Origin of the sequence: Pseudomonas sp. SbOxS1 (assembly GCF_013416725.1) — a bacterium.
GTDB lineage: Bacteria > Pseudomonadota > Gammaproteobacteria > Pseudomonadales > Pseudomonadaceae > Aquipseudomonas.
The window spans coordinates 22,646-49,060 of record NZ_JAAVXC010000015.1; the positions used below are offsets into that span (position 1 = coordinate 22,646).

The following is a 26,415-nucleotide window of genomic DNA, read 5'->3' on the forward strand; positions in this document are numbered from 1 at the left end:
AGAGGGATACGACAGTGCCACGTTCTCTGAAAAAAGGTCCTTTTATCGATCTTCACCTACTGAAGAAGATCGAAGTGGCGGCGGAAAAGAACGATCGCAAACCGGTGAAAACCTGGTCGCGTCGTTCGATGATCCTGCCACAAATGGTCGGTTTGACCATCGCAGTACACAACGGTCGTCAGCACGTCCCAGTTCTCGTGAACGAAGACATGGTCGGCCACAAACTGGGCGAGTTCGCCGGTACCCGCACTTATCGCGGGCACGTGGCAGACAAGAAAGCCAAGCGTTAAGGGGTTAGGAAATGGAAGTAGCCGCTAAGTTGTCGGGCGCTCGAATCTCCGCCCAGAAAGCCCGCTTGGTCGCCGACCAGATCCGCGGGAAGAAGGTGGGCGAAGCGCTCAACCTGTTGGCTTTCAGCAGTAAGAAAGCCGCCGAGATCATGAAGAAAGTGCTGGAGTCGGCCGTAGCCAACGCCGAGCATAACGAAGGCGCAGACGTTGATGACCTGAAGGTCAGCACCGTTTTCGTCAACGAAGGGCGTTCGCTGAAGCGCATCATGCCACGTGCCAAAGGCCGTGCTGATCGCATCGTCAAGCGGTCTTGCCATATCACTGTCAAGGTTGCTGACAAGTAACGGAGTCGAAGAGATGGGTCAGAAAGTACATCCCATTGGCATTCGCCTGGGAATCGTCAAGGAGCACACCTCCGTCTGGTACGCAGACGGTCGGACTTATGCGGACTATTTGCTCGCAGATCTGAAGGTGCGTGAGTATCTCCAAGACAAACTAAAAAGCGCGTCCGTAAGCCGTATCGATATCCATCGTCCGGCTCAAACTGCACGCATCACCATCCACACCGCTCGTCCAGGTATCGTTATCGGGAAGAAAGGTGAAGATGTTGAGAAACTGCGTCAGGACCTGACCAAGCAAATGGGTGTGCCTGTGCACATCAATATCGAAGAGATCCGCAAGCCGGAGCTCGACGGTATGCTGGTTGCGCAGAGCGTAGCTCAGCAGCTGGAGCGTCGCGTAATGTTCCGTCGCGCTATGAAGCGCGCTGTACAGAACGCCATGCGCATTGGTGCCAAAGGCATCAAAATCCAAGTGAGCGGTCGTCTCGGCGGTGCTGAAATCGCACGTACTGAATGGTATCGCGAAGGTCGTGTGCCATTGCACACCCTGCGTGCCGACATCGACTATGCCAACTACGAAGCTCACACCACCTACGGTGTGATCGGTGTAAAGGTTTGGATCTTCAAAGGCGAAGTAATTGGTGGTCGCCAAGAAGAACTGAAACCACAAGCACCAGCGCCTCGTAAAAAAGCTGCTAAGTAAGGGGTACGCCAAATGTTGCAACCAAAGCGTACGAAGTTCCGCAAGCAGATGACCGGCCACAACCGTGGTCTGGCACTGCGCGGTAGCAAAGTCAGCTTCGGCGAGTTCGCGCTGAAGTCTGTAGCTCGTGGTCGTCTCACCGCTCGTCAGATCGAGTCAGCGCGTCGTGCTCTGACCCGTCACGTAAAACGTGGTGGCAAGATCTGGATCCGTGTATTCCCGGACAAGCCGATCTCCAAAAAACCTCTCGAGGTTCGGATGGGTAAAGGTAAGGGTAACGTGGAATACTGGGTTGCCCAGATTCAGCCAGGCAAAGTCCTGTATGAAATCGAGGGTGTTTCTGAAGAGCTGGCGCGTGAGGCTTTCGCCCTGGCTGCTGCAAAGCTGCCGCTCGCCACCTCCTTTGTTAAACGGACGGTGATGTGATGAAAGCGAATGAACTTCGTGAAAAATCCGCACAGCAGCTGAACGAGCAACTGCTCGGCTTGCTGCGCGACCAGTTCAATCTGCGTATGCAGAAAGCAACTGGCCAGTTGGGGCAGTCTCATCTGCTCTCGCAAGTTAAGCGTGACATCGCTCGCGTGAAGACTGTGCTCAACCAGCAGGCAGGTAAGTAATCATGGCTGAAGCCGAAAAAACTGTCCGTACGCTGACTGGCCGTGTTGTCAGCGACAAGATGGACAAAACCATCACCGTTCTGATCGAGCGTCGCGTTAAGCACCCGATCTACGGTAAATACGTTAAGCGTTCGACTAAGCTGCACGCGCACGACGAAACCAATCAGTGCCACATCGGCGACAAAGTCACTATTCGTGAAACTCGTCCTTTGGCCAAGACCAAGTCTTGGGCGCTGGTTGATGTTCTCGAACGCGCTGTGGAAGTCTAAGGACTAGGGGTCGGAGAAATTATATGATTCAGACTCAATCCATGCTCGATGTGGCCGATAACAGCGGCGCACGCCGCGTTATGTGCATCAAGGTGCTGGGTGGCTCCCATCGTCGTTACGCTGGTATCGGTGACATCATCAAAGTTACCGTCAAGGAAGCAATTCCTCGCGGTAAAGTGAAAAAAGGCCAAGTGATGACTGCTGTTGTAGTCCGCACTCGTCACGGCGTACGTCGTGCTGATGGCTCCATTATCCGCTTTGATGGCAACGCTGCTGTTCTTCTGAACAACAAGCAAGAGCCGATCGGCACCCGTATCTTTGGGCCAGTGACCCGTGAACTTCGTACTGAGAAGTTCATGAAGATCGTCTCGCTCGCCCCAGAAGTGCTGTAAGGAGATCCGACATGCAAAAGATTCGTCGTGACGACGAGATCATCGTGATCGCCGGCAAAGACAAAGGTAAGCGCGGTAAGGTGCTGAAGGTTCTTGCTGACAACCGTCTGGTTGTTGGTGGTCTGAACCTGGTCAAGCGTCATACCAAGCCTAACCCGATGTCGGGCGTACAAGGCGGTATCGTCGAGAAAGAAGCGCCACTGCACGCTTCTAACGTAGCCATCTTCAACGGCGAAACCAACAAGGCTGACCGCGTTGGTTTCAAAGTAGAAGACGGTAAGAAAATTCGTGTCTTCAAGTCGACCCAAAAAGCGGTTGATGCTTGAACACTGCTAGGTAGAAGACCATGGCACGACTAAAAGAGATTTACCGGAAGGAAATCGCTCCGAAACTTAAGGAAGAACTTAAGCTTTCGAACGTGATGGAAGTTCCGCGCGTTACCAAAATCACCCTGAACATGGGTCTGGGCGAAGCGATCGGCGACAAAAAAGTCATCGAGCACGCTGTTGCTGACCTGGAAAAGATCACCGGCCAGAAAGTCGTTGTGACCTACGCTCGCAAATCCATCGCTGGCTTTAAAGTCCGTGAAGGTTGGCCGATCGGCGTCAAAGTGACCCTGCGCCGTGAGCGTATGTACGAGTTCCTGGATCGTCTGCTGTCGATCTCCCTGCCTCGGGTTCGCGACTTCCGCGGCCTGAATGCCAAGTCCTTCGATGGTCGTGGCAACTACAGCATGGGCGTGAAAGAGCAGATCATCTTCCCGGAAATCGACTACGACAAGATCGATGCTCTCCGCGGTCTGGACATCACCCTGACCACCACTGCCAAGAACGATGATGAAGGCCGCGCTCTGCTGCGTGCGTTCAAATTCCCGTTCCGCAACTGATTGGAGTAGGACCATGGCCAAGATGAGCATGAAAAACCGCGAGCTGAAGCGTCAGCTCACGGTTGCCAAGTACGCCAAGAAGCGTGCAGCACTGAAAGCTATCATCGTTGATCTGAACGCAAGTCCAGAAGCGCGTTGGGAAGCTACAGTTGCCCTGCAGAAGCAGCCACGTGACGCAAGCGCTTCGCGCATGCGTAACCGCTGCCGCCTGACCGGTCGTCCACACGGCGTTTACCGCAAGTTCGGCCTTGGCCGTAACAAACTGCGTGAAGCGGCAATGCGTGGTGACGTACCAGGTCTGGTTAAAGCCAGCTGGTAAGTACTGTCAAAGTCTCGGTGCGAGGGTTCGCAAGAACCTGACCACCGGTGGCCTTGAATCTGGATCAAGCCCCTTTTGGGGCTTGATTCATTTCTGGGGTGTGTCTAGAATACCCGGCTCGCCTGAGCCCGTGTTTTTTATGCCCGGAGATTCTCGGCGACACGTAGTAGCCGCAAGGCTAATTTTTCTGTATTAGGAGCGTCTAGCCCATGAGTATGCAGGACCCGTTAGCGGACATGCTAACTCGAATCCGTAATGCCCAGATGGCTGAAAAGTCCGTCGTAAGCATGCCATCTTCCACGTTGAAGGTAGCTGTTGCCAAAGTCCTGAAGGACGAAGGTTACATCGCGGGTTATCAGATCAGCAGCGAAACAAAACCACTGCTGTCTATCGAGCTGAAATACTTCGAAGGCCGTCCGGTTATCGAAGAAGTGAAGCGCGTTAGCCGTCCAGGCCTGCGTCAGTACAAGTCCGTCGATGATCTGCCAAAAGTACGTGGCGGTCTCGGTGTGTCTATCGTCTCCACCAACAAGGGTGTGATGACTGATCGTGCTGCGCGCGCTGCCGGTGTCGGCGGCGAAGTTCTTTGCACTGTGTTCTAAGGGGGGATAAGCATGTCTCGCGTCGCTAAGAACCCCGTTAAGCTGCCAGCCGGCGTCGAAGTAAAATTCGCAGGCCAACAGCTTTCGGTGAAGGGTGCCAAGGGCACTCTCGAACTGAACATCCATTCGTCCGTTGAGATCGTTGAAGAAGCTGGTGAGCTGCGTTTCGCTGCTCGCAATGGCGATCAACAAACTCGCGCAATGGCTGGTACCACTCGTGCGTTGGTAAACAACATGGTCCAAGGCGTAAGCCAAGGCTTCGAGCGCAAGCTCCAGCTGGTCGGTGTTGGTTACAAAGCGCAAGCAAAAGGCACAGTGCTGAACCTGGCTCTTGGCTTCTCGCATCCAGTGGATTACGAACTGCCGGAAGGCATCACCGCTGAGACTCCTAGCCAGACCGATATCCTGATCAAGGGCATCGACAAGCAGCTGGTAGGTCAAGTGGCCGCCGAGATCCGCGACTTCCGTCCACCAGAGCCGTACAAAGGCAAAGGTGTGCGCTACGCGGACGAAGTCGTCCGTCGTAAAGAAGCCAAGAAGAAGTAGGGCATAGCAAATGACCGACAAAAAAGTTACTCGACTGCGTCGCGCTCGCAAAGCACGCCTGAAAATGCACGAACTCGAAGTCGTGCGTCTCTGCGTGTTCCGCTCTTCGCAGCACATCTACGCCCAGGTCATTTCGGCCGACGGCAACAAAGTCCTGGCAAGCGCCTCGACTTTGGATAAAGAACTGCGTGATGGCGCCACTGGCAACATCGACGCGGCCACTAAGGTTGGCCAGCTGGTCGCTACGCGTGCTAAGGCCGCTGGCGTCTCGCAGGTGGCTTTCGACCGCTCTGGCTTCAAGTACCACGGCCGCGTTAAAGCGCTGGCTGATGCTGCTCGTGAAGCTGGGCTGGAGTTCTAAGTTATGTCAAATAACGACCAAAAGCGCGACGAAGGCTACATCGAGAAGCTGGTTCAAGTTAACCGCGTAGCCAAAACCGTTAAAGGCGGCCGTATCTTCACTTTCACCGCGTTGACCGTGGTTGGTGATGGTAAAGGGCGTGTTGGCTTCGGCCGTGGCAAGTCGCGTGAAGTGCCTGCTGCGATCCAGAAGGCAATGGAAGCTGCTCGCCGCAACATGATCCAGGTTGATCTGAACGGCACCACCCTGCAGTACGCAATGAAGTCCGCCCATGGCGCTTCGAAGGTGTACATGCAGCCTGCTTCTGAAGGTACCGGTATCATCGCTGGCGGCGCAATGCGTGCCGTTCTCGAAGTTGCTGGCGTTCAGAACGTTCTGGCCAAGTGCTACGGCTCGACTAACCCGGTAAACGTGGTTCACGCCACTTTCAAGGGTTTGAAAGCAATGCAGTCTCCTGAGTCCATCGCTGCCAAGCGTGGCAAAAGCGTCAAGGAGATCTTCTGATCATGGCTACCGTTAAAGTTACGCTGATCAAAAGCATGACCGGCCGCATCCCTAACCACAAACTGTGCGTTAAGGGTCTGGGTCTGCGTCGCATCGGTCACACTGTAGAAGTCCAGGATACTCCCGAGAATCGCGGGATGATCAACAAGGCTTACTACATGCTGCGTGTCGAGGGTTAATCGATGAAACTCAATGATCTGAGTCCAGCGCCGGGTTCCCGTCGCGAAAAGCATCGTCCGGGCCGTGGTATCGGTAGTGGTTTGGGTAAGACTGGTGGCCGTGGTCACAAAGGTCAGACCTCCCGCTCCGGTGGCACCATTGCTCCAGGCTTTGAAGGCGGTCAACAGCCGCTGCATCGTCGCCTGCCGAAGTTCGGTTTCGTTTCCCTGAAGGCCATGGACCGCGCAGAAGTGCGTCTGTCCGAGCTGGCTAAAGTGGAAGGCGACATCGTCACCGTGCAGTCCCTGAAAGATGCCAACGTGATCAACGTCAACGTACAGCGTGTGAAAATCATGCTGTCCGGTGAAGTGACTCGCGCTGTCACTATCGGCAAGGGAATCGGCGCCACCAAAGGTGCGCGTGCGGCTATCGAAGCAGCTGGCGGCAAGTTCGAGGAATAAATGGCTAAGCAAGGTGCTCTCTCTGCGCTCGGCAAAGGCGGTATGTCTGAACTCTGGGCTCGTCTGCGTTTTCTGTTCCTGGCGATTATCGTCTACCGAATAGGCGCACACATCCCGGTTCCAGGTATCAACCCGGACCGACTCGCGGACCTGTTTCGACAGAATGAGGGGACCATTCTTAGCTTGTTCAACATGTTTTCCGGCGGCGCGCTGGAGCGGATGAGCATCTTTGCACTGGGGATCATGCCGTACATTTCGGCATCGATCATCATGCAACTGATGACCGCCGTCAGCCCGCAGCTGGAGCAGTTGAAGAAGGAAGGTGAAGCTGGCCGTCGCAAGATCAGCCAGTACACCCGCTACGGCACTGTCGTCCTAGCTCTCGTCCAGGCCATTGGCATGTCCATTGGTCTGGCGGGGCAGGGCGTTGCGTTCACTGGTGACTTTGGCTTCCATTTCGTCGCGGTATCCACATTTGTGGCTGGTGCGATGTTCATGATGTGGCTGGGTGAGCAGATTACTGAGCGTGGTGTTGGCAACGGTATCTCGATGTTGATTTTTTCGGGTATCGTCGCCGGTCTTCCGAGAGCGATCGGGCAGTCTTTCGAGTCTGCGCGTCAGGGTGATATCAACATCTTCGCCCTGGTTGCCATCGGTTTGCTGGCAGTAGCGATTATCGGTTTCGTGGTGTTCATTGAGCGTGGTCAGCGTCGTATTGCTGTTCACTACGCCAAGCGTCAGCAGGGCCGCAAGGTCTTCGCTGCACAGACAAGCCACTTGCCGCTGAAGGTGAACATGGCCGGTGTTATTCCGGCTATTTTCGCGAGCAGCATTTTGCTGTTTCCGGCTTCGTTGGGTGCCTGGTTCGGTCAGTCTGAAGGTATGGGCTGGTTGCAGGACATCTCGCAGTCGATCGCTCCTGGTCAGCCGTTGAATATTCTGCTGTTTAGTGCAGGGATTATTTTCTTCTGCTTCTTCTATACGGCGTTGATGTTCAATCCGAAAGACGTAGCGGAAAACCTGAAGAAGTCCGGTGCCTTTATTCCGGGCATCCGTCCAGGTGAGCAGTCTGCGCGCTACATTGATGGCGTTCTGACTCGCTTGACCATGTTCGGTGCTCTTTACATGACGGCCGTGTGCCTGTTGCCCCAGTTCCTGGTGGTTGCAGCCAACGTTCCGTTCTACCTTGGCGGGACCTCGTTGCTGATCGTCGTCGTGGTTGTGATGGACTTCATGTCCCAAGTACAATCGCACCTCGTTTCGCACCAGTACGAATCCCTGATGAAGAAAGCCAACCTGAAGGGTTACGGCAGCGGCATGCTGCGCTGACCCATAAGGTTCGAGGAGTTGGTGATGAAAGTTCGTGCATCGGTGAAAAAGCTGTGCCGTAACTGCAAGATTATTCGCCGCGAAGGTGTTGTTCGAGTAATTTGCAGCGCGGAACCGCGTCACAAACAGCGCCAAGGCTGAGTGTGATCTGCTTGAAGCCCGGCAGCTAGTGCGCTGCCGGGTTGATTATTTGTTATTACAGCGATATTATCTCGCGCCCTATTTCTTGGCTTCCGGGGCGTAGGTAGCTGTCAATTGGAGTCCCACTGAATGGCCCGTATTGCAGGCGTTAACATTCCAGATAACAAGCACACTGTTATCTCGCTGACCTACATCTATGGTGTTGGTCGCACTACTGCGCAGAAAATTTGCGCAGAGACTGGGGTAAACCCAGCCGCAAAGATCAAAGATCTGAGCGACGAGCAGATTGAGCAGTTGCGTGGCGAAGTGGCGAAGTTCACCACTGAAGGTGACCTGCGTCGCGAAATCAACATGAAAATCAAGCGTTTGATGGACCTCGGTTGCTACCGTGGTCTGCGTCATCGTCGTGGTCTTCCAGTACGCGGTCAGCGTACCAAGACTAACGCGCGTACCCGTAAAGGTCCGCGTAAGCCGATCCGCAAGTAATCGCCCACGCGAATCGACAGGAAATTAATCATGGCAAAACCTGCTGCTCGTCCTCGTAAAAAAGTTAAAAAGACAGTGGTTGATGGCATCGCCCACATCCATGCTTCTTTTAACAACACCATCGTGACCATCACCGACCGTCAAGGTAACGCGCTTTCTTGGGCTACCTCCGGTGGTTCGGGTTTCCGCGGTTCCCGCAAGTCCACCCCGTTTGCTGCTCAAGTAGCTGCTGAACGTGCTGGTCAAGCTGCGCTGGAATATGGCCTGAAAAACCTCGACGTAAACGTCAAAGGTCCAGGTCCAGGTCGTGAGTCTGCTGTCCGTGCATTGAACGGCTGTGGCTATAAGATCGCCAGCATCACCGACGTGACGCCAATCCCGCACAACGGGTGCCGTCCGCCGAAGAAGCGCCGCGTGTAATCCAGGAGATTGTAAAGAATGGCTCGTTACATTGGTCCAAAATGCAAACTCGCTCGTCGCGAAGGCACCGATCTCTTCCTGAAGAGCGGCGTGCGCGCGATCGAATCGAAGTGCAACATTGAAGCAGCACCTGGTATCCACGGCCAACGCCGCGGTCGCCAGTCCGACTACGGCACCCAACTGCGTGAAAAGCAGAAGGTCCGTCGTATCTACGGCGTTCTCGAGCGTCAGTTCAGCGGCTACTACAAAGAAGCTGCTGGCAAGAAAGGTGCAACCGGTGAAAACCTGCTGCAACTGCTCGAATGCCGTCTGGACAACGTTGTATACCGTATGGGCTTTGGTTCGACTCGTGCCGAATCCCGTCAGCTGGTATCGCACAAGTCGATCAGCGTAAACGGTCAGACCGTTAACGTTCCGTCCTACCAGGTTCGTGCTGGTGACGTGGTTGCTGTTCGCGAGAAAGCAAAAAACCAACTTCGCATTGTCCAAGCTCTCGATCTGTGTGCCCAACGTGGCCGCGTAGAATGGGTAGAAGTAGACACTGAGAAGAAGTCGGGCGTTTTCAAGAACGTTCCAGCTCGCAGTGATCTGTCCGCCGACATCAACGAAAGCCTGATTGTCGAGCTCTACTCCAAGTAAGGGCTAGAAAATAGGTGCATCCATGCAGATTTCGGTAAATGAGTTCCTGACACCTCGCCATATTGATGTGCAAGTTGTCAGTCCAACCCGCGCCAAGATCACGCTCGAGCCTCTCGAGCGTGGCTTTGGCCACACCCTGGGCAACGCGCTGCGCCGCATCCTGTTGTCCTCAATGCCCGGCTGTGCAGTAGTCGAGGCCGAGATTGACGGTGTGCTCCACGAGTACAGCGCCATCGAAGGTGTACAGGAAGACGTAATTGAAATCCTGTTGAACCTTAAAGGTCTGGCTATCAAGCTGCACGGCCGTGACGAAGTTACGCTGACCTTGTCGAAGAAGGGTTCGGGGGTGGTTACCGCTGCCGATATTCAGCTGGATCATGATGTCGAGATCGTTAATCCCGATCACGTAATCGCTAACCTGGCGTCTAACGGCGCCCTGAACATGAAGCTCGTAGTAGCTCGTGGTCGTGGTTATGAACCGGCAGACTCGCGTCAGAGCGATGAAGACGAAAGCCGCAGCATCGGTCGCTTGCAGCTTGACTCTTCGTTCAGCCCGGTTCGCCGTATCGCATACGTGGTGGAAAACGCCCGTGTCGAACAGCGTACTAACCTGGACAAGCTGGTTATTGATCTGGAAACCAACGGTACCCTGGATCCTGAAGAGGCTATCCGTCGTGCTGCAACCATCCTGCAACAGCAGTTGGCTGCGTTCGTCGACCTCAAAGGTGACAGTGAGCCAGTGGTTGTCGAGCAGGAAGACGAGATCGATCCGATCCTGCTTCGCCCGGTTGACGATCTGGAACTGACTGTACGTTCGGCTAACTGCCTTAAGGCGGAAAACATCTACTACATCGGCGACCTGATTCAGCGTACCGAAGTAGAGCTGTTGAAGACTCCGAACCTGGGCAAGAAATCCTTGACTGAAATCAAGGACGTTCTGGCCTCCCGCGGTCTGTCCCTCGGCATGCGCCTCGACAACTGGCCGCCTGCAAGTCTTAAGAAGGACGACAAGGCGACTGCCTGATCGTCGTAATCACCGAACGTAGTGTTTGGTAAGGAATGAACCATGCGTCATCGTAAAAGTGGTCGTCACCTGAGCCGCACCAGCTCGCACCGCAAGGCCATGTTCCAAAACATGGCGGTGTCGCTGTTCGAGCACGAGCTGATCAAAACTACTCTGCCAAAAGCTAAAGAACTGCGCCGCGTTGCCGAGCCGCTGATCACTTTGGCCAAGACAGACAGCGTTGCTAACCGTCGTCTGGCTTTCGACCGTACTCGTTCGAAAGCTATCGTTGGTAAGCTCTTCAACGACCTGGGCAAGCGTTACGCTACCCGTGAGGGTGGCTACCTGCGCATCCTCAAGTGCGGTTTCCGCGCTGGCGACAACGCGCCTATGGCGTACGTCGAGTTGGTTGATCGTGCTACTGCTGGCGAAGCTGTATCCGCCGAGTAAGACGTCAGTCTGAAACAAAAAACCGGGCCTAGTGCCCGGTTTTTTGTGCCTGTAAGTAAAGCGCGCTGCGTACAAGCTTTTAACCGCTTCAAGTGGTCATCATGGGGCGGAGATGATAATTAGTAATTTTCTATCGATGCTTGCAGGTTAATGAATTTGTAGGTGTCACATCGATGATCAATACTCCTTCTCAGCCGATTAGCCGGCAGTTCAAGACCGACAGAGGAAGGAAGATCACATGAGCCAAAACAACACGCTTACAACCGCCAGTGGCGCTCCTGTCGCCGACAACCAGAATTCTCGCTCCGCCGGTCCTCGCGGCCCATTGCTGCTCGACGATTTTCACCTGATCGAGAAGCTGGCCCACTTCAACCGTGAAAACATCCCGGAGCGTCGTGTGCACGCCAAGGGCTCGGGTGCTTACGGTACGTTTACCGTTACTCGAGATATCACCCAATACACCAGCGCCAAGCTGTTTGAGGCGGTCGGCAAGCAAACGCCAACCTTCCTGCGATTCTCTACTGTCGGTGGCGAGCGCGGTTCGGCGGATACCGAGCGTGATCCTCGTGGCTTCGCGCTGAAGTTCTACACCGAAGAAGGCAACTGGGACATTGTCGGCAACAACACGCCGGTATTCTTCATCCGCGATCCACTCAAATTCCCGGACTTTATCCACACCCAAAAACGTCTGCCGCAAAGCAACCTCAAAAGCGCCCAGGCAATGTGGGACTTCTGGTCGCACTCTCCGGAAGCGTTGCACCAGGTCACCATTCTGTTCTCCGACCGGGGCATTCCTGACGGCTACCGTCACATGCACGGCTTCGGCAGCCACACCTACAGCCTGATCAGCGCCACAGGCGAGCGTCATTGGGTGAAATGGCACTACAAGACCCAGCAAGGGATCAAGAATCTCGCACCTGCAGAGGCGGCGCGCCTGGCAGGTACCGATCCGGATTACGCCCAGCGCGACTTGTTCGAAGCCATCGAGCGCGGTGACTTCCCGAAATGGCGTGTGTGCATCCAGATCATGACCGAGGCTCAGGCTGCAGCGCACTACGAGAACCCGTTCGACGTGACCAAGACCTGGTCACAGAAGGAGTTTCCGTTGATCGAAGTCGGTGAGTTGGAACTCAATCGAAATCCACTGAACTACTTCGCCGAGGTCGAACAAGCCGCATTCGGCCCAAGCAACATGGTGCCCGGTGTAGGTCTGTCGCCCGATCGCATGCTGCAAGGTCGCGTGTTCGCTTACGCTGATGCGCACCGCTACCGTGTCGGCACCAATCACCAGCAGTTGCCGGTGAATGCGCCGCGCAGCCCGGTTAGCACCTATCAGCGCGATGGCTCGATGGCTTTTGGCAGCAATGGTGGTGCGGCCCCAAACTACGAGCCCAACAGCTATATCGAGTCGCCAAAGCAGGCGCCCCGTTATGCTGATCCCGCGCTGGCATTAAGTGGTGCGGCAGATCGCTACGACCATCGTGAAGACACGGACTACTACAGCCACGCTGGCGCCCTGTTCCGTCTGATGAGTGATGAGCAGAAAGCGCTGCTGGTCAACAACATTGCAGGTGCCATGGCGGGAGTTTCAAGCGACGTCGTCGACCGTCAGTTGCAGCATTTCTTCAAGGCCGATCCGGCGTATGGAGAAGCACTCGCAACGCTGCTCAACGTACAGCTTAACGAAGTCTAAATGAGAAGCAGAACCGCCCTTATTTGGGCGGTTTTTGCGTTATTTAACCTGCTTTTCTCAGAATATCTTGGCTTTTATTGCGTCTTTCGAGTGACGTTATGGCCACGTTGGTTCAAACTACAGACTTTAAAGCAGGGAGATGTAGGGCGATGCAAGGCCACCCAGACGTTATCGATTACCTCAACACGTTGCTGACCGGCGAACTGGCCGCGCGTGATCAATATTTCGTCCACTCGCGGATGTATGAGGACTGGGGTTTCACCAAGCTCTACGAACGAATCAACCACGAGATGGAAGAAGAAGCCGGGCACGCTGATGCATTGATGCGTCGGATCCTGATGCTCGAAGGCACGCCGCGCATGCGTCCGGACGATCTGGATGTCGGCACCACGGTGACAGAAATGCTCGAAGCGGACTTGCGCCTGGAATACAAGGTGCGGGCTGCTCTGTGCAAGGGCATCAAGCTCTGCGAGCAGCACAAGGACTATGTCAGCCGCGAAATGCTGCGGGTCCAGTTACATGACACCGAAGAAGATCACACCTACTGGCTGGAAAAGCAGTTGGGCCTGATCAAGTTGATCGGTCTCGAGAATTACCTGCAATCCCACGCCTGATTGCTGCGAATACAAAAAAGCCCCTGTCACCGATGAAGTGACAGGGGCTTTTTCGTGGAGCCCCGGTCAAGCCCGGTCACGCTCCAGCAGGGGCTTGAGGTAGTAACCGGTATGGGATTGCTTCATCTCCGAGACTTCTTCCGGTGTGCCGACGGCAATGATCTGCCCGCCCTTGGAACCACCCTCCGGGCCCAGGTCCACCAGCCAGTCAGCGGTCTTGATGACATCGAGGTTGTGCTCGATCACCACCACCGTATTGCCGTGGTCGCGCAGTCGGTGCAACACGTCCAGTAGTTGCTGGATGTCCGCAAAGTGCAGGCCGGTGGTCGGCTCATCAAGGATGTACAGGGTCTTGCCAGTGTCGCGCTTGGACAGCTCACGAGACAGCTTGACCCGCTGGGCCTCGCCACCGGACAGCGTGGTCGCCGACTGTCCCAGCTTGATGTACGACAGGCCTACGTCCATGAGTGTCTGCAGCTTGCGCGCCAGGGCCGGTACCGCATCGAAGAACTCCCGGGCTTCCTCGATGGTCATCTCGAGGGTTTCATGGATGCTCTTGCCCTTGTATTTGATCTCGAGGGTTTCGCGGTTGTAGCGCTTGCTCTTGCACACATCGCACGGCACATAGATATCCGGCAGGAAGTGCATTTCCACCTTGATAAGGCCATCACCCTGGCAGGCTTCGCAGCGCCCGCCCTTCACGTTGAAGGAGAAGCGCCCCGGGCCATAACCGCGCGAGCGGGACTCCGGCACACCGGCAAACAGCTCGCGAATCGGGGTGAACAGGCCGGTGTAGGTGGCCGGGTTGGAGCGTGGCGTACGGCCGATGGGGCTCTGGTCGATGTCGACGACCTTATCCAGGTGCTCCAGGCCCTTGATGCTGTCATGAGCAGCCGCTTCCAGGGTGGTTGCACCGTTGAGCGCCGTAGCGCTCAACGGAAAGAGCGTGTTGTTGATCAGCGTCGACTTGCCTGAGCCGGACACACCGGTCACGCAGGTCAGCAGGCCGATAGGGATATCCAGATCGACGTTGCGCAGGTTGTTGCCACGGGCGCCCTTTAGCGTCAGCGACAGCTTCTTGTTGCGCGGCGTACGCTTGGCCGGCACCGCGATCTTCACTCGGCCCGACAGGTACTTGCCAGTCAGGGAGTCGGGATGCGCCATCACCTCGGCGGGCGTACCTTCGGCGACGATGTGCCCGCCGTGAACCCCTGCGCCCGGGCCGATATCCACTACATAGTCGGCCAGGCGAATCGCGTCTTCATCGTGCTCTACCACGATCACCGTGTTGCCGATGTCCCGCAGGTGTTTCAGGGTGCCAAGCAACCGGTCGTTATCACGCTGGTGCAGGCCGATCGAGGGTTCGTCGAGAATGTACAGGACGCCGACCAGCCCGGCGCCGATCTGGCTGGCCAGGCGGATGCGCTGGGCCTCACCACCGGACAGGGTGTCTGCGCTGCGATCCAGCGACAGATAATCGAGACCGACGTTGACCAGGAACTGCAGGCGTTCGCGAATTTCCTTGAGGATCTTGTCGGCAATCTCGCCGCGGCGGCCAGTCAGCTTCATGCCTTCGAAATAATCGCAGGCATCGCCGATCGGCAGGTTGGTCACCGCCGGCAGGGTCTTCTCGCCGACCCACACATGCCGCGCCTCGCGACGCAGGCGGGTACCGCGGCAATCGGGGCAGGACTGGGTACTGAGGAACTTGGCCAGCTCTTCGCGCACCGAGGCCGACTCGGTTTCACGATAGCGACGTTCCAGGTTCGGCACGATGCCTTCGAACGGGTGCGAGCGCTTGACGATATCGCCCCGGTCATTCAGGTATTTGAAATCGACGTTCTGCGAACCGCTGCCGTGCAGGATGCTCTTCTGCTGATCGGCCGGCAGTTCGTTGAACGGCACTTCCAGGCTGAATTTGTAGTGGGAGGCCAGCGAGCCGAGCATCTGGAAGTAATAGACGTTGCGCCGGTCCCAGCCGCGTATCGCGCCTTCGGCCAGGGTCAGCTCACCATTGACCAGGCGCTTAATGTCGAAGAATTGCTTCACCCCCAGGCCATCGCAGGTCGGGCAGGCGCCGGCCGGGTTGTTGAAGGAAAACAGCTTGGGTTCGAGTTCGCTGATGGCATGCCCGCAAATTGGGCAGGCGAAGCGCGCGGAGAAGATCATCTCTTCGCCGGGCTCGTCGTCCATCGGCGCCACCAGGGCGATGCCGTCTGCCAGTTTCAGCGCGGTCTCGAAGGATTCGGCCAGGCGCTGTTGCAGATCGGCGCGGACCTTGAAGCGGTCGACCACCACATCGATGGTGTGTTTTTTCTGCTTATCTAGCTTCGGCGCTTCGTCCAGTTCATACAGCTTGCCGTTGATCCGGGCACGGACGAACCCTTGAGCGCGCAGTTCTTCAAAGACTGAAAGGTGCTCACCTTTGCGCTCGCGAATGACCGGGGCCAGCAGCATGAGCTTGCTGCCCTCCGGTTGGGCAAGGACCAGGTCGACCATCTGGCTGACGGTCTGCGCCTCCAGGGGAATGTCGTGATCCGGGCAGCGCGGAATGCCCACGCGTGCATAAAGCAGGCGCAGGTAGTCGTAGATTTCGGTGATGGTGCCGACGGTAGAACGCGGGTTGTGCGAGGTCGACTTCTGTTCGATGGAAATCGCCGGCGACAGGCCCTCAATGGTGTCGACGTCAGGTTTTTCCATCATCGACAGGAATTGCCGGGCGTAGGCCGACAGCGACTCGACATAACGGCGCTGGCCTTCGGCGTACAACGTGTCGAAAGCCAGGGACGACTTGCCCGAGCCGGACAGGCCGGTGATGACGATCAGCTTGTCCCGTGGCAGGGTCAGGTCGATGTTCTTCAGGTTGTGGGTTCGAGCCCCACGAATCAGGATCTTGTCCAAGGTGGCCTCGCTCGGCGGGCGTCGAAAACGTAGGAGTATACGGCCAAATACTGGATGGATGCACACTATCGAATGTTGCAATTGCTGCCTTACATGAAAGCTCTGTCATCTACACGCGGCAAAGCGTCGCGATATACCCTGCCAATCGATGGGACTGGTAGAATCGCCGCCGGTTCACATGAGGTTTTTCCATGCACGATCCCCACAGCGAACGCATGAGTGGCAGCGAGACCCGCGCGGCAAGCGGTCTGGCCCTGGTGTTCGCCTTCCGTATGCTTGGCATGTTCATGGTGTTGCCGGTCCTGGCGACCTATGGCATGGACCTGGCAGGAGCGACCCCGGCCCTGATCGGGCTGGCGATTGGCGCTTACGGCCTGACCCAGGCGATTTTCCAGATTCCCTTCGGTTTCATTTCCGACCGCATCGGCCGTCGTCCGGTGATTTACCTCGGGCTGATCGTCTTCGCCCTCGGCAGCGTCCTGGCGGCTAACGCCGACTCGATCTGGGGCGTGATCGCCGGGCGCATCCTGCAAGGTGCCGGGGCGATTTCCGCGGCGGTCATGGCACTGCTTTCAGACCTGACCCGCGAACAGCACCGGACCAAGGCCATGGCCATGATCGGCATGACGATCGGCCTGTCGTTTGCTATCGCCATGGTAGTAGGGCCGTTGCTGACCCGTGCTTTCGGGCTGTCCGGATTGTTCCTCGCCACCGGTGGCATGGCGCTGATTGGCATCGTCATTGTGATGTTCATGGTGCCGCGCTCCACGGGGCCGTTGCAGCACCGTGAATCCGGCGTTGCGCGCCAGGCGCTGATCCCGACGCTCAAGCACCCGGACCTGCTGCGCCTGGATCTTGGTATCTTCGTGTTGCACGCGATGCTGATGTCGAGTTTCGTTGCCTTGCCGCTGGCGCTGGTCGAAAAAGCCGGGCTGCCGAAGGAGCAGCATTGGTGGGTGTACCTGACCGCGCTGCTGATTTCCTTCTTCGCCATGATCCCGTTCATCATCTACGGCGAGAAGCGACGCAAAATGAAACGAGTTTTGCTCGGCGCCGTCGTGACGCTGATGCTCACTGAGCTATTCTTCTGGCAGTTCGGCGACAGCTTGCGGGCTCTGGTGATTGGTACCGTGGTGTTTTTCACCGCCTTCAATCTGCTGGAAGCTTCGTTGCCGTCGCTGATCAGCAAGGTTTCACCGGCGGGCGGCAAGGGCACGGCGATGGGGGTCTACTCCACCAGTCAGTTCCTCGGCTCGGCACTGGGCGGCATACTCGGTGGCTGGCTGTTCCAGCATGGCGGTCTGTCGGTTGTGTTCCTTGGATGCGCCGGTCTGGCTGCCCTCTGGCTGGCCTTTGCTGTTACCATGCGTGAACCTCCCTACGTGACAAGCCTGCGCTTGCCATTGTCGCCCGAAGCGATCCGCGAAGCGGGCCTGGTCGAGCGCCTGAAGGCCGTCGTAGGGGTAACAGATGCAGTGATAGTCGCAGACGAAGCGGCGATTTACATCAAATTGGACACCGAACTATTGGATCGCACCACCCTTGAAAGCCTGGTGAACAACCCGGCCGGGGCAGCGTGCGTAGCCTAGGAGAACGTAATGGCCCGTGGGGTTAACAAAGTCATATTGGTCGGCACTTGCGGCCAGGATCCTGAAGTTCGTTACCTGCCGAATGGCAACGCCGTGACCAACCTGAGTCTGGCAACCAGCGAACAGTGGACCGACAAGCAAACCGGTCAGAAAGTCGAAAAAACCGAATGGCACCGTGTGTCGATGTTCGGCAAAGTTGCAGAGATCGCCGGCGAGTACCTGCGCAAAGGTTCGCAGGTCTACATCGAAGGCAAGCTGCAGACCCGCGAGTGGGAAAAAGACGGTATCAAGCGTTACACCACTGAAATCGTGGTCGACATGCAAGGCACCATGCAACTGCTGGGCGGTCGTCCACAACAGGGTGACCAGCAAGGCCAGGGCGGCGGTAACTACCAGCAATCCGCTCCGCGCCAACAGGCTCCGCGTCCACAGCAGTCGGCACCGCAACAGTCGCGCCCGGCTCCTCAGCAGGCCGCTCCGCAGCCAGCTCCGGACTTCGACAGCTTCGATGACGATATTCCGTTCTAAGCATTTGCTTTCCCGAACGGCATAAATGAAAAGGCCCGTAACGATCAGTCGCTACGGGCCTTTTGCGTTTCCGGGGTTTAATCAGTTGGCCCCGAGAAACTCGTCAGTGGACACCACCTTGGCATAGGCAAAACCCAAAGCCGACATGAACGCGGCGTGCACATGGGCCGCCGGAACGGTGAGGCCGTTGAACTCCAGGTCACGGGAGGCACAGGCATCGTGGATCACCGTGACGCTGTAGCCGAGGTCGTTGGCGGCGCGGGTGATGCCGTCGACACACATGTGGCTCATGCTGCCGACCACCACCAGCTCCTTGATGCCCTGCTCGTCGAGAATGGACTGCAGTTCGGTTTCGCGGAACGAGTTGACGAAGTGCTTGAGCACCACCGGTTCATTGCCCTGGTTGAGGACTTTCGGGTGCAGCTTCGCGCCGTCGGAGCCCGGGGTGAAAAATGGTGCTTCTGCGGAGGTGAATTCGTGGCGGATGTGTACCACCGAATCACCGGCGTCACGAAAGGCCTTGAGCAGACGAACGGCGTTGTCCGCGGCAGCATCGGCGCCGGCCAATGGCCACTTGCCTTGGGGGAAGTAGTCTTTTTGGATATCGACTACGATGAGTGCTTGCTTGGCCATGACTGTTTCCTCGAAGTGCGGTTTGAATGTGGGATGAAGTATTGACCCTGGCAGACCGTCCGGGGATTGGCCGCACCGACAATAGAGGGGGGAAAACTGACAATGGATGCACAAAGGGCAATCGTCGAGTTGGGCGTGTTGATCTACCCCGGCGCGCAGATGGCGGCGGTGCATGGGTTGACGGACCTGTTTGGGGTGGCCAACCGCATCGCCGCGGAGCATCAGGCCGCGCGCTTGCCTTTGTTGCGGATCAGCCATTGGCAGGTCGATGGCGAACAGGCGCCGTTTCGGGTCTATGACAGCCATCCCGCTGCGGACGGCGCATTGGTGGCGGTGTTGATTCCACCGTCGATTGCCGGCTTCAGCGAAGCCCAGGCGCCGCAGGCGCTGCTGCGCTGGCTTTGCCAGCAACACGCCAATGGCGCGACCCTGGGCGGTGTCTGCGTGGGTTCGCTGCTATTGGCTGAAAGTGGACTGCTCGACGGTCGTAGCGCCACCACTCACTGGACTTCCGCCAAAACCTTCGCCGAGCGCTACCCGGCGATCAAGCTCAAAGCCGATACGCCCATCGTCGATGACGGTGACCTGATTACCACTGCCGGGCTGATGGCGTGGTCTGAATTGGGTCTGCGCATGGTGGATCGTCTGTTGGGCCCGAGCATTGCCACCGGCACTGCGCGTTTCCTGGTGGTGGAACACAGTGACAGCGCCAGTGAATGCGGCAGCAATTTCGCGCCGATTCTCAACCATGGCGATGCCGCGATTCTCAAGGTTCAACACTGGTTGCAAAGCACTGGGGCCACCGATGTCTCGCTGGCGGCGATGGCTGAGCGGGCAGGGCTGGAGGAGCGGACGTTCCTGCGTCGATTCCGCGCGGCAACCGGGCTCAAGCCCACTGAGTATTGCCAGCACCTGCGAGTCGGCAAGGCCCGGGAAATGCTCGAATTCACCAACGGCACCATCGATCACATCGCTTGGTCCGTGGGCTATCAGGATCCCGGCGCATTTCGTTCGACATTCAAGAAGATTACCGGGCTGGCGCCGAGTGATTATCGGGCGCGGTTTGGGGTGATGCCGAGCGCGGCACCCCGATAGACGCTTCACCACAAATCCCCTGTGGGAGCGAGCCTGCTCGTGATGGCGGCGTGTCAGGCAACTTAAATGGCGAATGTAATGGCCTCATCGCGAGCAGGCTCGCTCCCACAGGGGGAATAGCTAGCTTGGGTCGTGCAAAATGCCAGAGTCTTGCAGCGAGTCGTGCAGAATAAAATAGGCTCGGCGCTATACCTTTCCCGCAACGGACTGACTTTAAGAGATTTTTTCTCGAGAGGACGCTTGGCCTGAACCCTGCACCCCATCAGCTACATTCATTTAGCGATATCTGAAGGGGGACGCATGACCCCAACAAGCCGCAAGAAACTGGTAGTCGCCCATTCGGTGCGCCCCGATGCGCCGCAGCACGAAGTCGAAACCAATCGCGCCCTGGCCCGTTGGCTGGCGCAAATACTCGGGCTCAAATTCGCTGGCAGCTACGACCCGCAGGTGCATGGCGGGCGGGACATCTATCTGTTGCCGACCCAGACACTGGTGGGCGCCGCTGCCGCGAGGCAGTTGGGCGTCAAGGGCCCAGAGGACTTGTGGGGCGGTTACGTCGAGCACGATTTCATCTGCACCAAAGCCATCAGCCATGGTTTGTTGAACCAGCATGCCCATGCACCCAAAGGCTGGGCGCCGATGTTTTCCGAGCGGGTGCGCACGGTGGTGCTCGACGGTCTCAGTGTTTTCTCCTTCGACGATGCGCGGCCGGCGGCGGAGTATCTTCTCTACAGTGGTCCGATCCGTATGAAGCCGATTCATGCCTGCGCGGGGCGCGGTCAGGAAGTCATCAACAGCCTCGACCAGTTCGATGAGATCCTCGCCCGCCCTGAAGCCAAGGCGATGTTCAATGAGGGTGTAGTGCTGGAGCAGGATCTGGAGCAGGTGATCACCCACAGCGTCGGGCAGAGTTTCATCGGCGCAAAGGTGCTGAGTTATTGCGGTGATCAATACTTGACCAAGGACGCTCGCGGCGAAGAGGTCTATGGTGGTTCCAACTTGCTGGTGGTGCAGGGCGGCTACGACGATCTGCTGAAGCTGGACTTGCCGGACGAGGTGCGACTGGCGATCAGGCAGGCCAAGGTGTTCGACGCTGCCGCCGATGAAGCCTATCCCGGTTTCTACGCCTCGCGGCGCAATTACGACATCGCCCAGGGTATCGCCAGTGACGGCCAGCGACGCAGCGGCGTGCTCGAGCAATCCTGGCGCATGGGCGGGGCCAGCAGTGCTGAAGTGGCAGCCTTGCAGAGCTTCGTCAACGATCCTGGGATGCGCGCGATTCGCGTGTCGTCGGTGGAAACTTACATCGATCAGCCGCTGCCGGCGGACGCCATCGAGGTTTACCGCGGGCCGGCGGAAAGCAGTGATTTCCTCCTCAAGTACGTAACGGTCAAATCCTATGACGGCTAGAAGCGAAAGCATTCAAATCGACATTGACGACGAACAGATGAGCGGGACTTTTCTCAGCCCCAAATCGAAAGTTCCCGGCGTATTGTTCGTGCACGGTTGGGGCGGGAGCCAGGAGCGCGATCTGGAACGGGCAAAAGGCATCGCCGGGCTGGGTTGCGTGTGTTTGACCTTCGACCTGCGCGGGCATACCGGCGGCACGGGTATCCCGTTGACCCGCGTCACCCGTGAAGACAATCTCCGTGACCTGCTGGCGGCCTACGATCGCCTGCTTGCGCACCCAGCGCTGGATACCTCGGCGATTGCCGTGGTCGGCACCAGTTACGGCGGGTACCTGGCCTCGATCCTGACCTCGCTACGGCCGGTGCGCTGGCTGGCGTTGCGGGTACCGGCGCTGTACCGCGACGATCAATGGCATACACCCAAGCGCGATCTGGACAAGCTCGATCTGCGCGATTACCGCAGTACGCTGGTGCGCGCCGATGGCAATCGGGCGCTGCATGCCTGCTCTGAATTTACCGGCGATGTGCTGTTGGTGGAGTCGGAAACCGATGACTACGTGCCCCACGCGACGATCATGAGTTATCGCGCGGCGTGTCAGCGGACGCACTCGCTGACCCACCGGATTATCGATGGTGCGGACCATGCCCTCAGCGATCCTGTTTCGCAGCAGGCCTACACTTCGATCCTGGTGGGCTGGGTTACGGAGATGGTGGTGGGTGAGCGTTTGAGCATTATTCAATCCAAATGAATTGTGGTGTCGCTCATGGCGCCTTCGCGAGCAGGCTCGCTCCCACAGTGGAATGCATTTCAAATGTGGGAGCGAGCCTGCTCGCGAAAGCGCCCGCAAGAACAGCAAAAATCATTTGGGTTTTTTCGAGATCCGCAGCGACTTGGCCTTGGCCTCCACCAGCAGATACATCACCAGCGTGATCAACAACGGCAACAGGAAATAAATCGCCCGATACGCCAGCAACCCCGCCACCAGGCTGCCTCGCGATACCTCGTGTTGCAGCAGTGCCACGAACACCGCTTCCAGCACGCCGAGCCCGGCCGGGATGTGGGTGATGACCCCGGCGATGGCGCTGATCAGCAACACGCCAAGCACCAGCGGATAGTCCAGCTTGCTCGGTAGCAGCGTGAAAATGACCGCGGCCATCAACGACCAGTTCAGCGCCCCGAGTGCCAGTTGCAGGACCGCCATGCGCAGTGATGGCAGGTTGATTTCGACCCCGCGAATCGCCCACTCGCGGCGTTTGGAAAACTGGCAGGCGGCGAGGTATCCCGCGCTCACCAGCAACAACAAAACGCCCACGGCTTGCAGCGCGCCGCTACTGAGTTTCCAGCCTGGCGGCATGCGCACTAGTCCGCTGCTGAACACCGCGCCGGCAATCACCATGTAGCCGAACCAATTGGTCGCCAGGCTCAGGCCGAGGATTTTCGCAATGTTGGCCTTGCTCACCCCGAGCCGCGAATACAGCCGGTAACGCATGGCAATCCCGCCGACCCAGGCACTCAGGTTGAGGTTGAAGGCGTAGCTGATGATGCCCACCGGCAGGATCTGCTTCCAGGTCAGGTCCTGGCGGATGTAGGTGCGGCCGATCAGGTCGAAGCAGGCGTAGACCAGGAAACTCACCAGGGTCAGCCCCGACGCGATGATCAAGGTGCGTACCTTGAAATCGGCCAGGGTGTCGAGTACTTCGTTCCATTCGATGCGCTGGGCAAACATCGTCAAGAGGACGATTAGCGCCAGGAAAAACAGCATCGTCAGCGGTCTTTTCCAACGGCTCCAGCGCGACTTCGCCGGGTGCTCGGCGTGAGGCGCCGCGTGTGCTTCAGTGCGGCTCATGTTGATCGCTCCCGGTCGGTGGGGTGAACGCTTTCAGGCGTGGTTTATGCGCGGGCAACCAACCGGCCCATGCCGGGAAATGCCGCAGGAAGTGGAACACTAGAAAGCCCACGGTCATGTGCCAGATGCGTCCGCGTGGGGCCTTGTCCACCGACATGGCCTTGCAATGGTGATCGCTGAGTTCTTCAAGCCGATCGAACAGGTCACGGTTGAATGCGCGGTCCCGGATCAACACGTTGGCCTCCAGGTTCATCGACAGGCTCAACGGATCAAGGTTGCTGGAGCCGACGGTGCTCCAGTCTTCGTCCACCAGTGCGACTTTGCCGTGCAGTGGCCGGTCGCAGTATTCGAAGATTTTCACCCCGGACTTGAGCAGGTAGTCGTACGTCATGCGCGCCGCCAGTTTGGCCACCAGCATGTCCGGCTGGCCCTGCAGGATCAGGCGCACTTCAACGCCGCGGCGCGCCGCGTTGCGGATCTCGCGCAGCAACCTGTAGCCCGGGAAAAAGTAGGCGTTGGCGATGACCACGCGCCGCTGTGCTGTGCGCAACGCCAGGCGGTAAACCTGTTCGATGTCGGTCGCGTGCTCGGCGTTATCTCGGTACACCAGCCGCACCTGGCCATCGTGATCGGTGACGGTCAGTTCCGAACGCCGTTGCCGACGCCGTTGCCACCAATATTTGGCGCGGGCCGGGCGACCGCATTGCAGCAGGGCAAAGTGATGGATGTCGGCCACCGCCGGGCCTTGCACTTCAACCGAATAGTCCTGCTTGGCCTCGGGGCCGAAGTCGGCCAAATGATCGGCGGAGAAGTTGATCCCGCCAATGAAGGCAATCGTCCCGTCCACCACCACGATCTTGCGGTGCAGGCGTCGGAACCAGTTGGTGCGAATACCCAGGCGCTTGGGCGCCGGGTCGAACATTTGCAGATGCACGCCGGCACCGCTCAGGGCGGTGAGATACCCGGCCGTCAGCTCTCCGCAGCCAAACCCGTCGAAACTGGCCGTCACTCGAACGCCCCTTTGTGCCGCCTCGATGAGCACGGTCTTCAGTTCTTCGCCGACCTTGTCCTCGAACACAATGAAGGTTTCCAGGAGGATTTCGGTCTTGGCCTGGCGCATGGCCTCGAACACCCTGGGGAAATAGGCTTCGCCGTTTTCCAGCAGTTCGACCCGATTGTTTCCTTGCCAACCGTACTCGACGTCGACGGCTGTCGGCTTGCTGATGGGCGGCGCAGCAATGGTGCTTTCCAGCGTGTTTTTTTCCATCGACGGGATGCTCATAGCTCGATCTCCACCGACAACGGTGCGTGATCCGAGAGGTGCGACCAGGGGCGGGTCGTCAGTACCTGCGGACGGCTGGCCTTGAGGTTGCGTACGTAGATGCGGTCCAGGCGCAGTGTCGGCAATCGTGCGGGGAAACTGCGCGCCGGCTTGCCGTGGTGCTCGACGAATACCTCACGCAAGCCGCAGGGCTTGAGCAGGGCATCGGCGCGTTGGCGCCAGTCGTTGAAATCGCCGGCGACGATCACCGGCGCGTCGCCTGGCAACGACTCAAGACGGCGCAGCAGCAATTGGAGCTGTGCATTGCGATGGGTTTCGCGCAAGCCGAGGTGGACGCAAATGGCATGCACCTCCGGGCCTTCACCCGGCAGGCGCAGCACGCAATGCAAAATGCCGCGGTTCTCGTGGCCGCTGATGGAGACGTCGAGGTTGTCGTGCCGGACGATCTGGAATTTCGACAGCAAGGCGTTGCCGTGATCGCCTGCCGGATAGACTGCGTTGCGGCCGTAGGCAAACTGCGGCCAGAGGGTGTCCGCGAGGAATTCATACTGGGGCATCGCCGGCCAATTGTCGTAGCGCTTGTGGTGATGTTCGTGGGTGCCGTGCACCTCCTGCAGAAACACCACGTCGGCGGATACGCTGCGCACCGCTTCGCGCAATTCAGGCAGGATAAAACGCCGGTTCAGCGCAGTGAAACCCTTGTGGGTGTTGACCGTCAGTACGGTGAAACGGTGCACCGTGGGATCGATGCTCGCCTGCTCATCGGTGGCGCCAACCGGTTCGGAAATGCTCATGGCAGCACGCCTTCGGCGACCGGTTCGCCGGGGGTGGTGAGCAGGTCTTTGTCGAGATCGAAGCGTTCGAGCAAGCGGCGCGCATCGAAGGGCGCGCGGACCTTGATGTCGTTATCGAAGTAGCAGAACACTTCTCGCGACTTGCGCACCCTGGGTTTCAGGCGCGGCGCGATCAGCTGCGCATCAGTCGGTTGTCGCCCGTGATGCCAGGTATCGATCCGCTCAGCCCAACGCTTGAGGGCCTGAGGGGTGTAGCCGCTGGCGTAGAGCTCTTCGGCACCGTGCAGGCGCACGTACACGAAGTCGCTGGTGAGGTCTTCGCGATACGGCCATTTACCGGCGGTGTCGGCGATCACCAGGGCGGTGTTGTAGCGTTTGAGCAGGCGGACAAATGCAGGGTCGATGAAGCTCTCGTTGCGGATTTCCACGGCATGGCGCAAGGGCTTTTTCCTGCTCGCCTTGAGGCTGGCGTGGCCGTTCACGTGGGCATCGTGCTGGCGGGCGAGGGCGGCGGCCTGTTGGGTGTCGTGGGGCAATTGCTCGAGGAAGGTCTCGAACAATTCGGCGTCGAATTTGAAGTTGGGTGGAAACTGCCAGAGTATCGGGCCGAGCTTTTCCTTGAGTTCCAGGACCCCTGAGGCAAAGAAATTCGCCAGGGGTTTGTGGATGTCACGCAGGCGCTTGATATGGGTGATGAAGCGTGGCGCCTTGACGCTGAACACAAAGTGCGCGGGCGTTTCGGCATACCACTGGGCGTAGCGTTCGGGCCGTTGCAGGGCGTAGAACGATCCATTGATTTCGATGCTGTTGACCGCCCGCGAGGCGAATTGCAATTCGCGCTTGTGGGCCAGCCCCTTCGGGTAGAAATCCCCCCGCCAGGGCGTGTAGCGCCAACCTGAAATGCCGATGTGAATCGCCGCCATGTCGCCTCCGTCTGACTGCCCCCTGATCTTTTGATGACTGCCAGACGGTGACGAAAGTTTCGGTGGGGCTACGGACGGTACACACTCGATAGACCACTGCAGATCAACTCTGTAGGAGCTGGCTTGCCAGCGAATGCGGTGGGTCAGGCAACGAAAATGTTGAATGACACATCGCTTTCGCTGGCAAGC

36 protein-coding genes are annotated in these 26,415 nt (G+C 57.9%); 30 read left to right on the top strand and 6 right to left on the bottom strand.

Annotated features, from left to right (window positions below; genetic code table 11):
- The first annotated feature begins 14 nt into the window (after positions 1-14).
- The 25 genes from rpsS (at position 15) to bfr (ending at position 13,225) form a co-directional block, all read left to right on the top strand.
- Positions 15-290, top strand: coding sequence for a 30S ribosomal protein S19 (gene rpsS / locus HFK74_RS16540; protein ID WP_002555486.1), 276 nt, complete (start codon positions 15-17; stop codon positions 288-290).
- A gap of 11 nt (positions 291-301) precedes the next feature.
- Complete coding sequence (rplV, locus tag HFK74_RS16545) at positions 302-634, top strand: 50S ribosomal protein L22 (protein WP_003103908.1); 333 nt, start codon at positions 302-304, stop codon at positions 632-634.
- A 13-nt stretch (positions 635-647) separates the two neighbouring features.
- Positions 648-1,334, top strand: a complete 687-nt coding sequence (gene rpsC / locus HFK74_RS16550) for a 30S ribosomal protein S3 (RefSeq protein ID WP_008065719.1) — start codon at positions 648-650, stop codon at positions 1,332-1,334.
- 12 nt (positions 1,335-1,346) lie between these two features.
- The gene (gene rplP / locus HFK74_RS16555; protein WP_003228729.1) at positions 1,347-1,760 is read left to right on the top strand and encodes a 50S ribosomal protein L16; all 414 of its coding nucleotides are present in this window, start codon (positions 1,347-1,349) and stop codon (positions 1,758-1,760) included.
- Positions 1,760-1,951, top strand: a complete 192-nt coding sequence (rpmC, locus tag HFK74_RS16560) for a 50S ribosomal protein L29 (RefSeq protein ID WP_002555481.1) — start codon at positions 1,760-1,762, stop codon at positions 1,949-1,951. The genes rplP and rpmC overlap by 1 nt, the downstream gene beginning before the upstream one ends.
- Positions 1,952-1,953: 2 nt before the next feature.
- Positions 1,954-2,220 (top strand): 30S ribosomal protein S17, encoded by a 267-nt coding sequence (gene rpsQ / locus HFK74_RS16565; protein ID WP_003176419.1) that lies wholly within the window; start codon positions 1,954-1,956, stop codon positions 2,218-2,220.
- A gap of 23 nt (positions 2,221-2,243) precedes the next feature.
- Entirely contained in the window at positions 2,244-2,612 is a 369-nt protein-coding gene (gene rplN, locus HFK74_RS16570; RefSeq protein ID WP_002555479.1) for a 50S ribosomal protein L14, read from the top strand.
- A gap of 11 nt (positions 2,613-2,623) precedes the next feature.
- Positions 2,624-2,938, top strand: a complete 315-nt coding sequence (gene rplX / locus HFK74_RS16575) for a 50S ribosomal protein L24 (protein ID WP_003186046.1) — start codon at positions 2,624-2,626, stop codon at positions 2,936-2,938.
- Positions 2,939-2,958: 20 nt separating this feature from the next.
- Complete coding sequence (gene rplE, locus HFK74_RS16580) at positions 2,959-3,498, top strand: 50S ribosomal protein L5 (protein ID WP_003210069.1); 540 nt, start codon at positions 2,959-2,961, stop codon at positions 3,496-3,498.
- A 13-nt stretch (positions 3,499-3,511) separates the two neighbouring features.
- Complete coding sequence (gene rpsN / locus HFK74_RS16585; RefSeq protein WP_003176414.1) at positions 3,512-3,817, top strand: 30S ribosomal protein S14; 306 nt, start codon at positions 3,512-3,514, stop codon at positions 3,815-3,817.
- A gap of 209 nt (positions 3,818-4,026) precedes the next feature.
- Positions 4,027-4,419: a 30S ribosomal protein S8 gene (gene rpsH / locus HFK74_RS16590; RefSeq protein WP_008065722.1), complete on the top strand. Its 393-nt coding sequence runs from the start codon at positions 4,027-4,029 to the stop codon at positions 4,417-4,419.
- A 12-nt stretch (positions 4,420-4,431) separates the two neighbouring features.
- Complete coding sequence (gene rplF, locus HFK74_RS16595) at positions 4,432-4,965, top strand: 50S ribosomal protein L6 (RefSeq protein WP_003176412.1); 534 nt, start codon at positions 4,432-4,434, stop codon at positions 4,963-4,965.
- A gap of 10 nt (positions 4,966-4,975) precedes the next feature.
- A complete protein-coding gene (gene rplR / locus HFK74_RS16600; RefSeq protein WP_003186037.1) occupies positions 4,976-5,326 on the top strand; it encodes a 50S ribosomal protein L18 in 351 nt (116 codons plus the stop codon).
- A gap of 3 nt (positions 5,327-5,329) precedes the next feature.
- Positions 5,330-5,830: a 30S ribosomal protein S5 gene (gene rpsE, locus HFK74_RS16605; protein ID WP_003186035.1), complete on the top strand. Its 501-nt coding sequence runs from the start codon at positions 5,330-5,332 to the stop codon at positions 5,828-5,830.
- A 2-nt stretch (positions 5,831-5,832) separates the two neighbouring features.
- Positions 5,833-6,009: a 50S ribosomal protein L30 gene (rpmD, locus tag HFK74_RS16610; RefSeq protein WP_003176408.1), complete on the top strand. Its 177-nt coding sequence runs from the start codon at positions 5,833-5,835 to the stop codon at positions 6,007-6,009.
- Between the two features lie 3 nt (positions 6,010-6,012).
- Positions 6,013-6,450: a 50S ribosomal protein L15 gene (gene rplO, locus HFK74_RS16615; RefSeq protein WP_003228720.1), complete on the top strand. Its 438-nt coding sequence runs from the start codon at positions 6,013-6,015 to the stop codon at positions 6,448-6,450.
- Positions 6,451-7,779, top strand: a complete 1,329-nt coding sequence (secY, locus tag HFK74_RS16620) for a preprotein translocase subunit SecY (RefSeq protein WP_003228718.1) — start codon at positions 6,451-6,453, stop codon at positions 7,777-7,779.
- A gap of 24 nt (positions 7,780-7,803) precedes the next feature.
- The gene (gene rpmJ, locus HFK74_RS16625) at positions 7,804-7,920 is read left to right on the top strand and encodes a 50S ribosomal protein L36 (protein WP_002555468.1); all 117 of its coding nucleotides are present in this window, start codon (positions 7,804-7,806) and stop codon (positions 7,918-7,920) included.
- A 129-nt stretch (positions 7,921-8,049) separates the two neighbouring features.
- Entirely contained in the window at positions 8,050-8,406 is a 357-nt protein-coding gene (rpsM, locus tag HFK74_RS16630) for a 30S ribosomal protein S13 (RefSeq protein WP_009045849.1), read from the top strand.
- 30 nt (positions 8,407-8,436) lie between these two features.
- On the top strand, positions 8,437-8,826 hold the full coding sequence (rpsK, locus tag HFK74_RS16635) for a 30S ribosomal protein S11 (RefSeq protein WP_002555466.1): 390 nt from the start codon (positions 8,437-8,439) through the stop codon (positions 8,824-8,826).
- Between the two features lie 18 nt (positions 8,827-8,844).
- Complete coding sequence (gene rpsD / locus HFK74_RS16640) at positions 8,845-9,465, top strand: 30S ribosomal protein S4 (protein ID WP_003176404.1); 621 nt, start codon at positions 8,845-8,847, stop codon at positions 9,463-9,465.
- 22 nt (positions 9,466-9,487) lie between these two features.
- Positions 9,488-10,489 carry a DNA-directed RNA polymerase subunit alpha gene (rpoA, locus tag HFK74_RS16645; RefSeq protein ID WP_007970428.1) on the top strand — a complete coding sequence of 334 codons (1,002 nt, stop codon included), beginning with the start codon at positions 9,488-9,490 and terminating at the stop codon, positions 10,487-10,489.
- A 42-nt stretch (positions 10,490-10,531) separates the two neighbouring features.
- Positions 10,532-10,918 carry a 50S ribosomal protein L17 gene (gene rplQ, locus HFK74_RS16650; protein ID WP_007970429.1) on the top strand — a complete coding sequence of 129 codons (387 nt, stop codon included), beginning with the start codon at positions 10,532-10,534 and terminating at the stop codon, positions 10,916-10,918.
- 238 nt (positions 10,919-11,156) lie between these two features.
- Positions 11,157-12,611, top strand: coding sequence for a catalase (locus tag HFK74_RS16655; protein ID WP_180204413.1), 1,455 nt, complete (start codon positions 11,157-11,159; stop codon positions 12,609-12,611).
- Positions 12,612-12,760: 149 nt separating this feature from the next.
- A complete protein-coding gene (bfr, locus tag HFK74_RS16660; RefSeq protein WP_007970123.1) occupies positions 12,761-13,225 on the top strand; it encodes a bacterioferritin in 465 nt (154 codons plus the stop codon).
- A gap of 66 nt (positions 13,226-13,291) precedes the next feature.
- On the opposite strand, the gene uvrA is transcribed toward bfr, so the two are convergent.
- Positions 13,292-16,126, bottom strand: a complete 2,835-nt coding sequence (gene uvrA / locus HFK74_RS16665) for an excinuclease ABC subunit UvrA (RefSeq protein ID WP_180204414.1) — start codon at positions 16,124-16,126, stop codon at positions 13,292-13,294.
- Positions 16,127-16,317: 191 nt separating this feature from the next.
- Here uvrA and HFK74_RS16670 point away from each other — a divergent pair, with 191 nt between their 5' ends.
- Both HFK74_RS16670 and HFK74_RS16675 read left to right on the top strand, forming a co-directional pair.
- Positions 16,318-17,715 carry an MFS transporter gene (locus tag HFK74_RS16670; RefSeq protein ID WP_180204415.1) on the top strand — a complete coding sequence of 466 codons (1,398 nt, stop codon included), beginning with the start codon at positions 16,318-16,320 and terminating at the stop codon, positions 17,713-17,715.
- A gap of 9 nt (positions 17,716-17,724) precedes the next feature.
- Entirely contained in the window at positions 17,725-18,243 is a 519-nt protein-coding gene (locus HFK74_RS16675) for a single-stranded DNA-binding protein (protein ID WP_008065729.1), read from the top strand.
- Positions 18,244-18,324: 81 nt separating this feature from the next.
- Here the strand turns inward: HFK74_RS16675 and HFK74_RS16680 are convergent, their stop codons facing one another.
- Entirely contained in the window at positions 18,325-18,876 is a 552-nt protein-coding gene (locus tag HFK74_RS16680; protein WP_180204416.1) for a cysteine hydrolase family protein, read from the bottom strand.
- A 102-nt stretch (positions 18,877-18,978) separates the two neighbouring features.
- Here HFK74_RS16680 and HFK74_RS16685 point away from each other — a divergent pair, with 102 nt between their 5' ends.
- The 3 genes from HFK74_RS16685 (at position 18,979) to HFK74_RS16695 (ending at position 22,129) form a co-directional block, all read left to right on the top strand.
- Positions 18,979-19,971, top strand: coding sequence for a GlxA family transcriptional regulator (locus HFK74_RS16685; RefSeq protein ID WP_180204417.1), 993 nt, complete (start codon positions 18,979-18,981; stop codon positions 19,969-19,971).
- Between the two features lie 300 nt (positions 19,972-20,271).
- Positions 20,272-21,381, top strand: coding sequence for a DUF3182 family protein (locus HFK74_RS16690; protein WP_180204418.1), 1,110 nt, complete (start codon positions 20,272-20,274; stop codon positions 21,379-21,381).
- A complete protein-coding gene (locus HFK74_RS16695; RefSeq protein ID WP_180204419.1) occupies positions 21,371-22,129 on the top strand; it encodes a S9 family peptidase in 759 nt (252 codons plus the stop codon). Before HFK74_RS16690 ends, HFK74_RS16695 begins: the two co-directional genes overlap by 11 nt.
- Before the next feature lie 111 nt (positions 22,130-22,240).
- Here the strand turns inward: HFK74_RS16695 and HFK74_RS16700 are convergent, their stop codons facing one another.
- From HFK74_RS16700 to HFK74_RS16715, 4 genes are read right to left on the bottom strand one after another with little or no spacing between them, the layout of a single operon-like run.
- Positions 22,241-23,227, bottom strand: coding sequence for a lysylphosphatidylglycerol synthase domain-containing protein (locus tag HFK74_RS16700; protein WP_180204420.1), 987 nt, complete (start codon positions 23,225-23,227; stop codon positions 22,241-22,243).
- Positions 23,214-24,509 carry a cardiolipin synthase ClsB gene (gene clsB, locus HFK74_RS16705; RefSeq protein WP_180204421.1) on the bottom strand — a complete coding sequence of 432 codons (1,296 nt, stop codon included), beginning with the start codon at positions 24,507-24,509 and terminating at the stop codon, positions 23,214-23,216. The genes HFK74_RS16700 and clsB overlap by 14 nt, the downstream gene beginning before the upstream one ends.
- Positions 24,506-25,303, bottom strand: coding sequence for an endonuclease/exonuclease/phosphatase family protein (locus HFK74_RS16710; protein WP_180204422.1), 798 nt, complete (start codon positions 25,301-25,303; stop codon positions 24,506-24,508). The genes clsB and HFK74_RS16710 overlap by 4 nt, the downstream gene beginning before the upstream one ends.
- Entirely contained in the window at positions 25,300-26,226 is a 927-nt protein-coding gene (locus tag HFK74_RS16715; protein ID WP_180204423.1) for a DUF72 domain-containing protein, read from the bottom strand. Before HFK74_RS16715 ends, HFK74_RS16710 begins: the two co-directional genes overlap by 4 nt.
- Positions 26,227-26,415 lie beyond the last annotated feature (189 nt).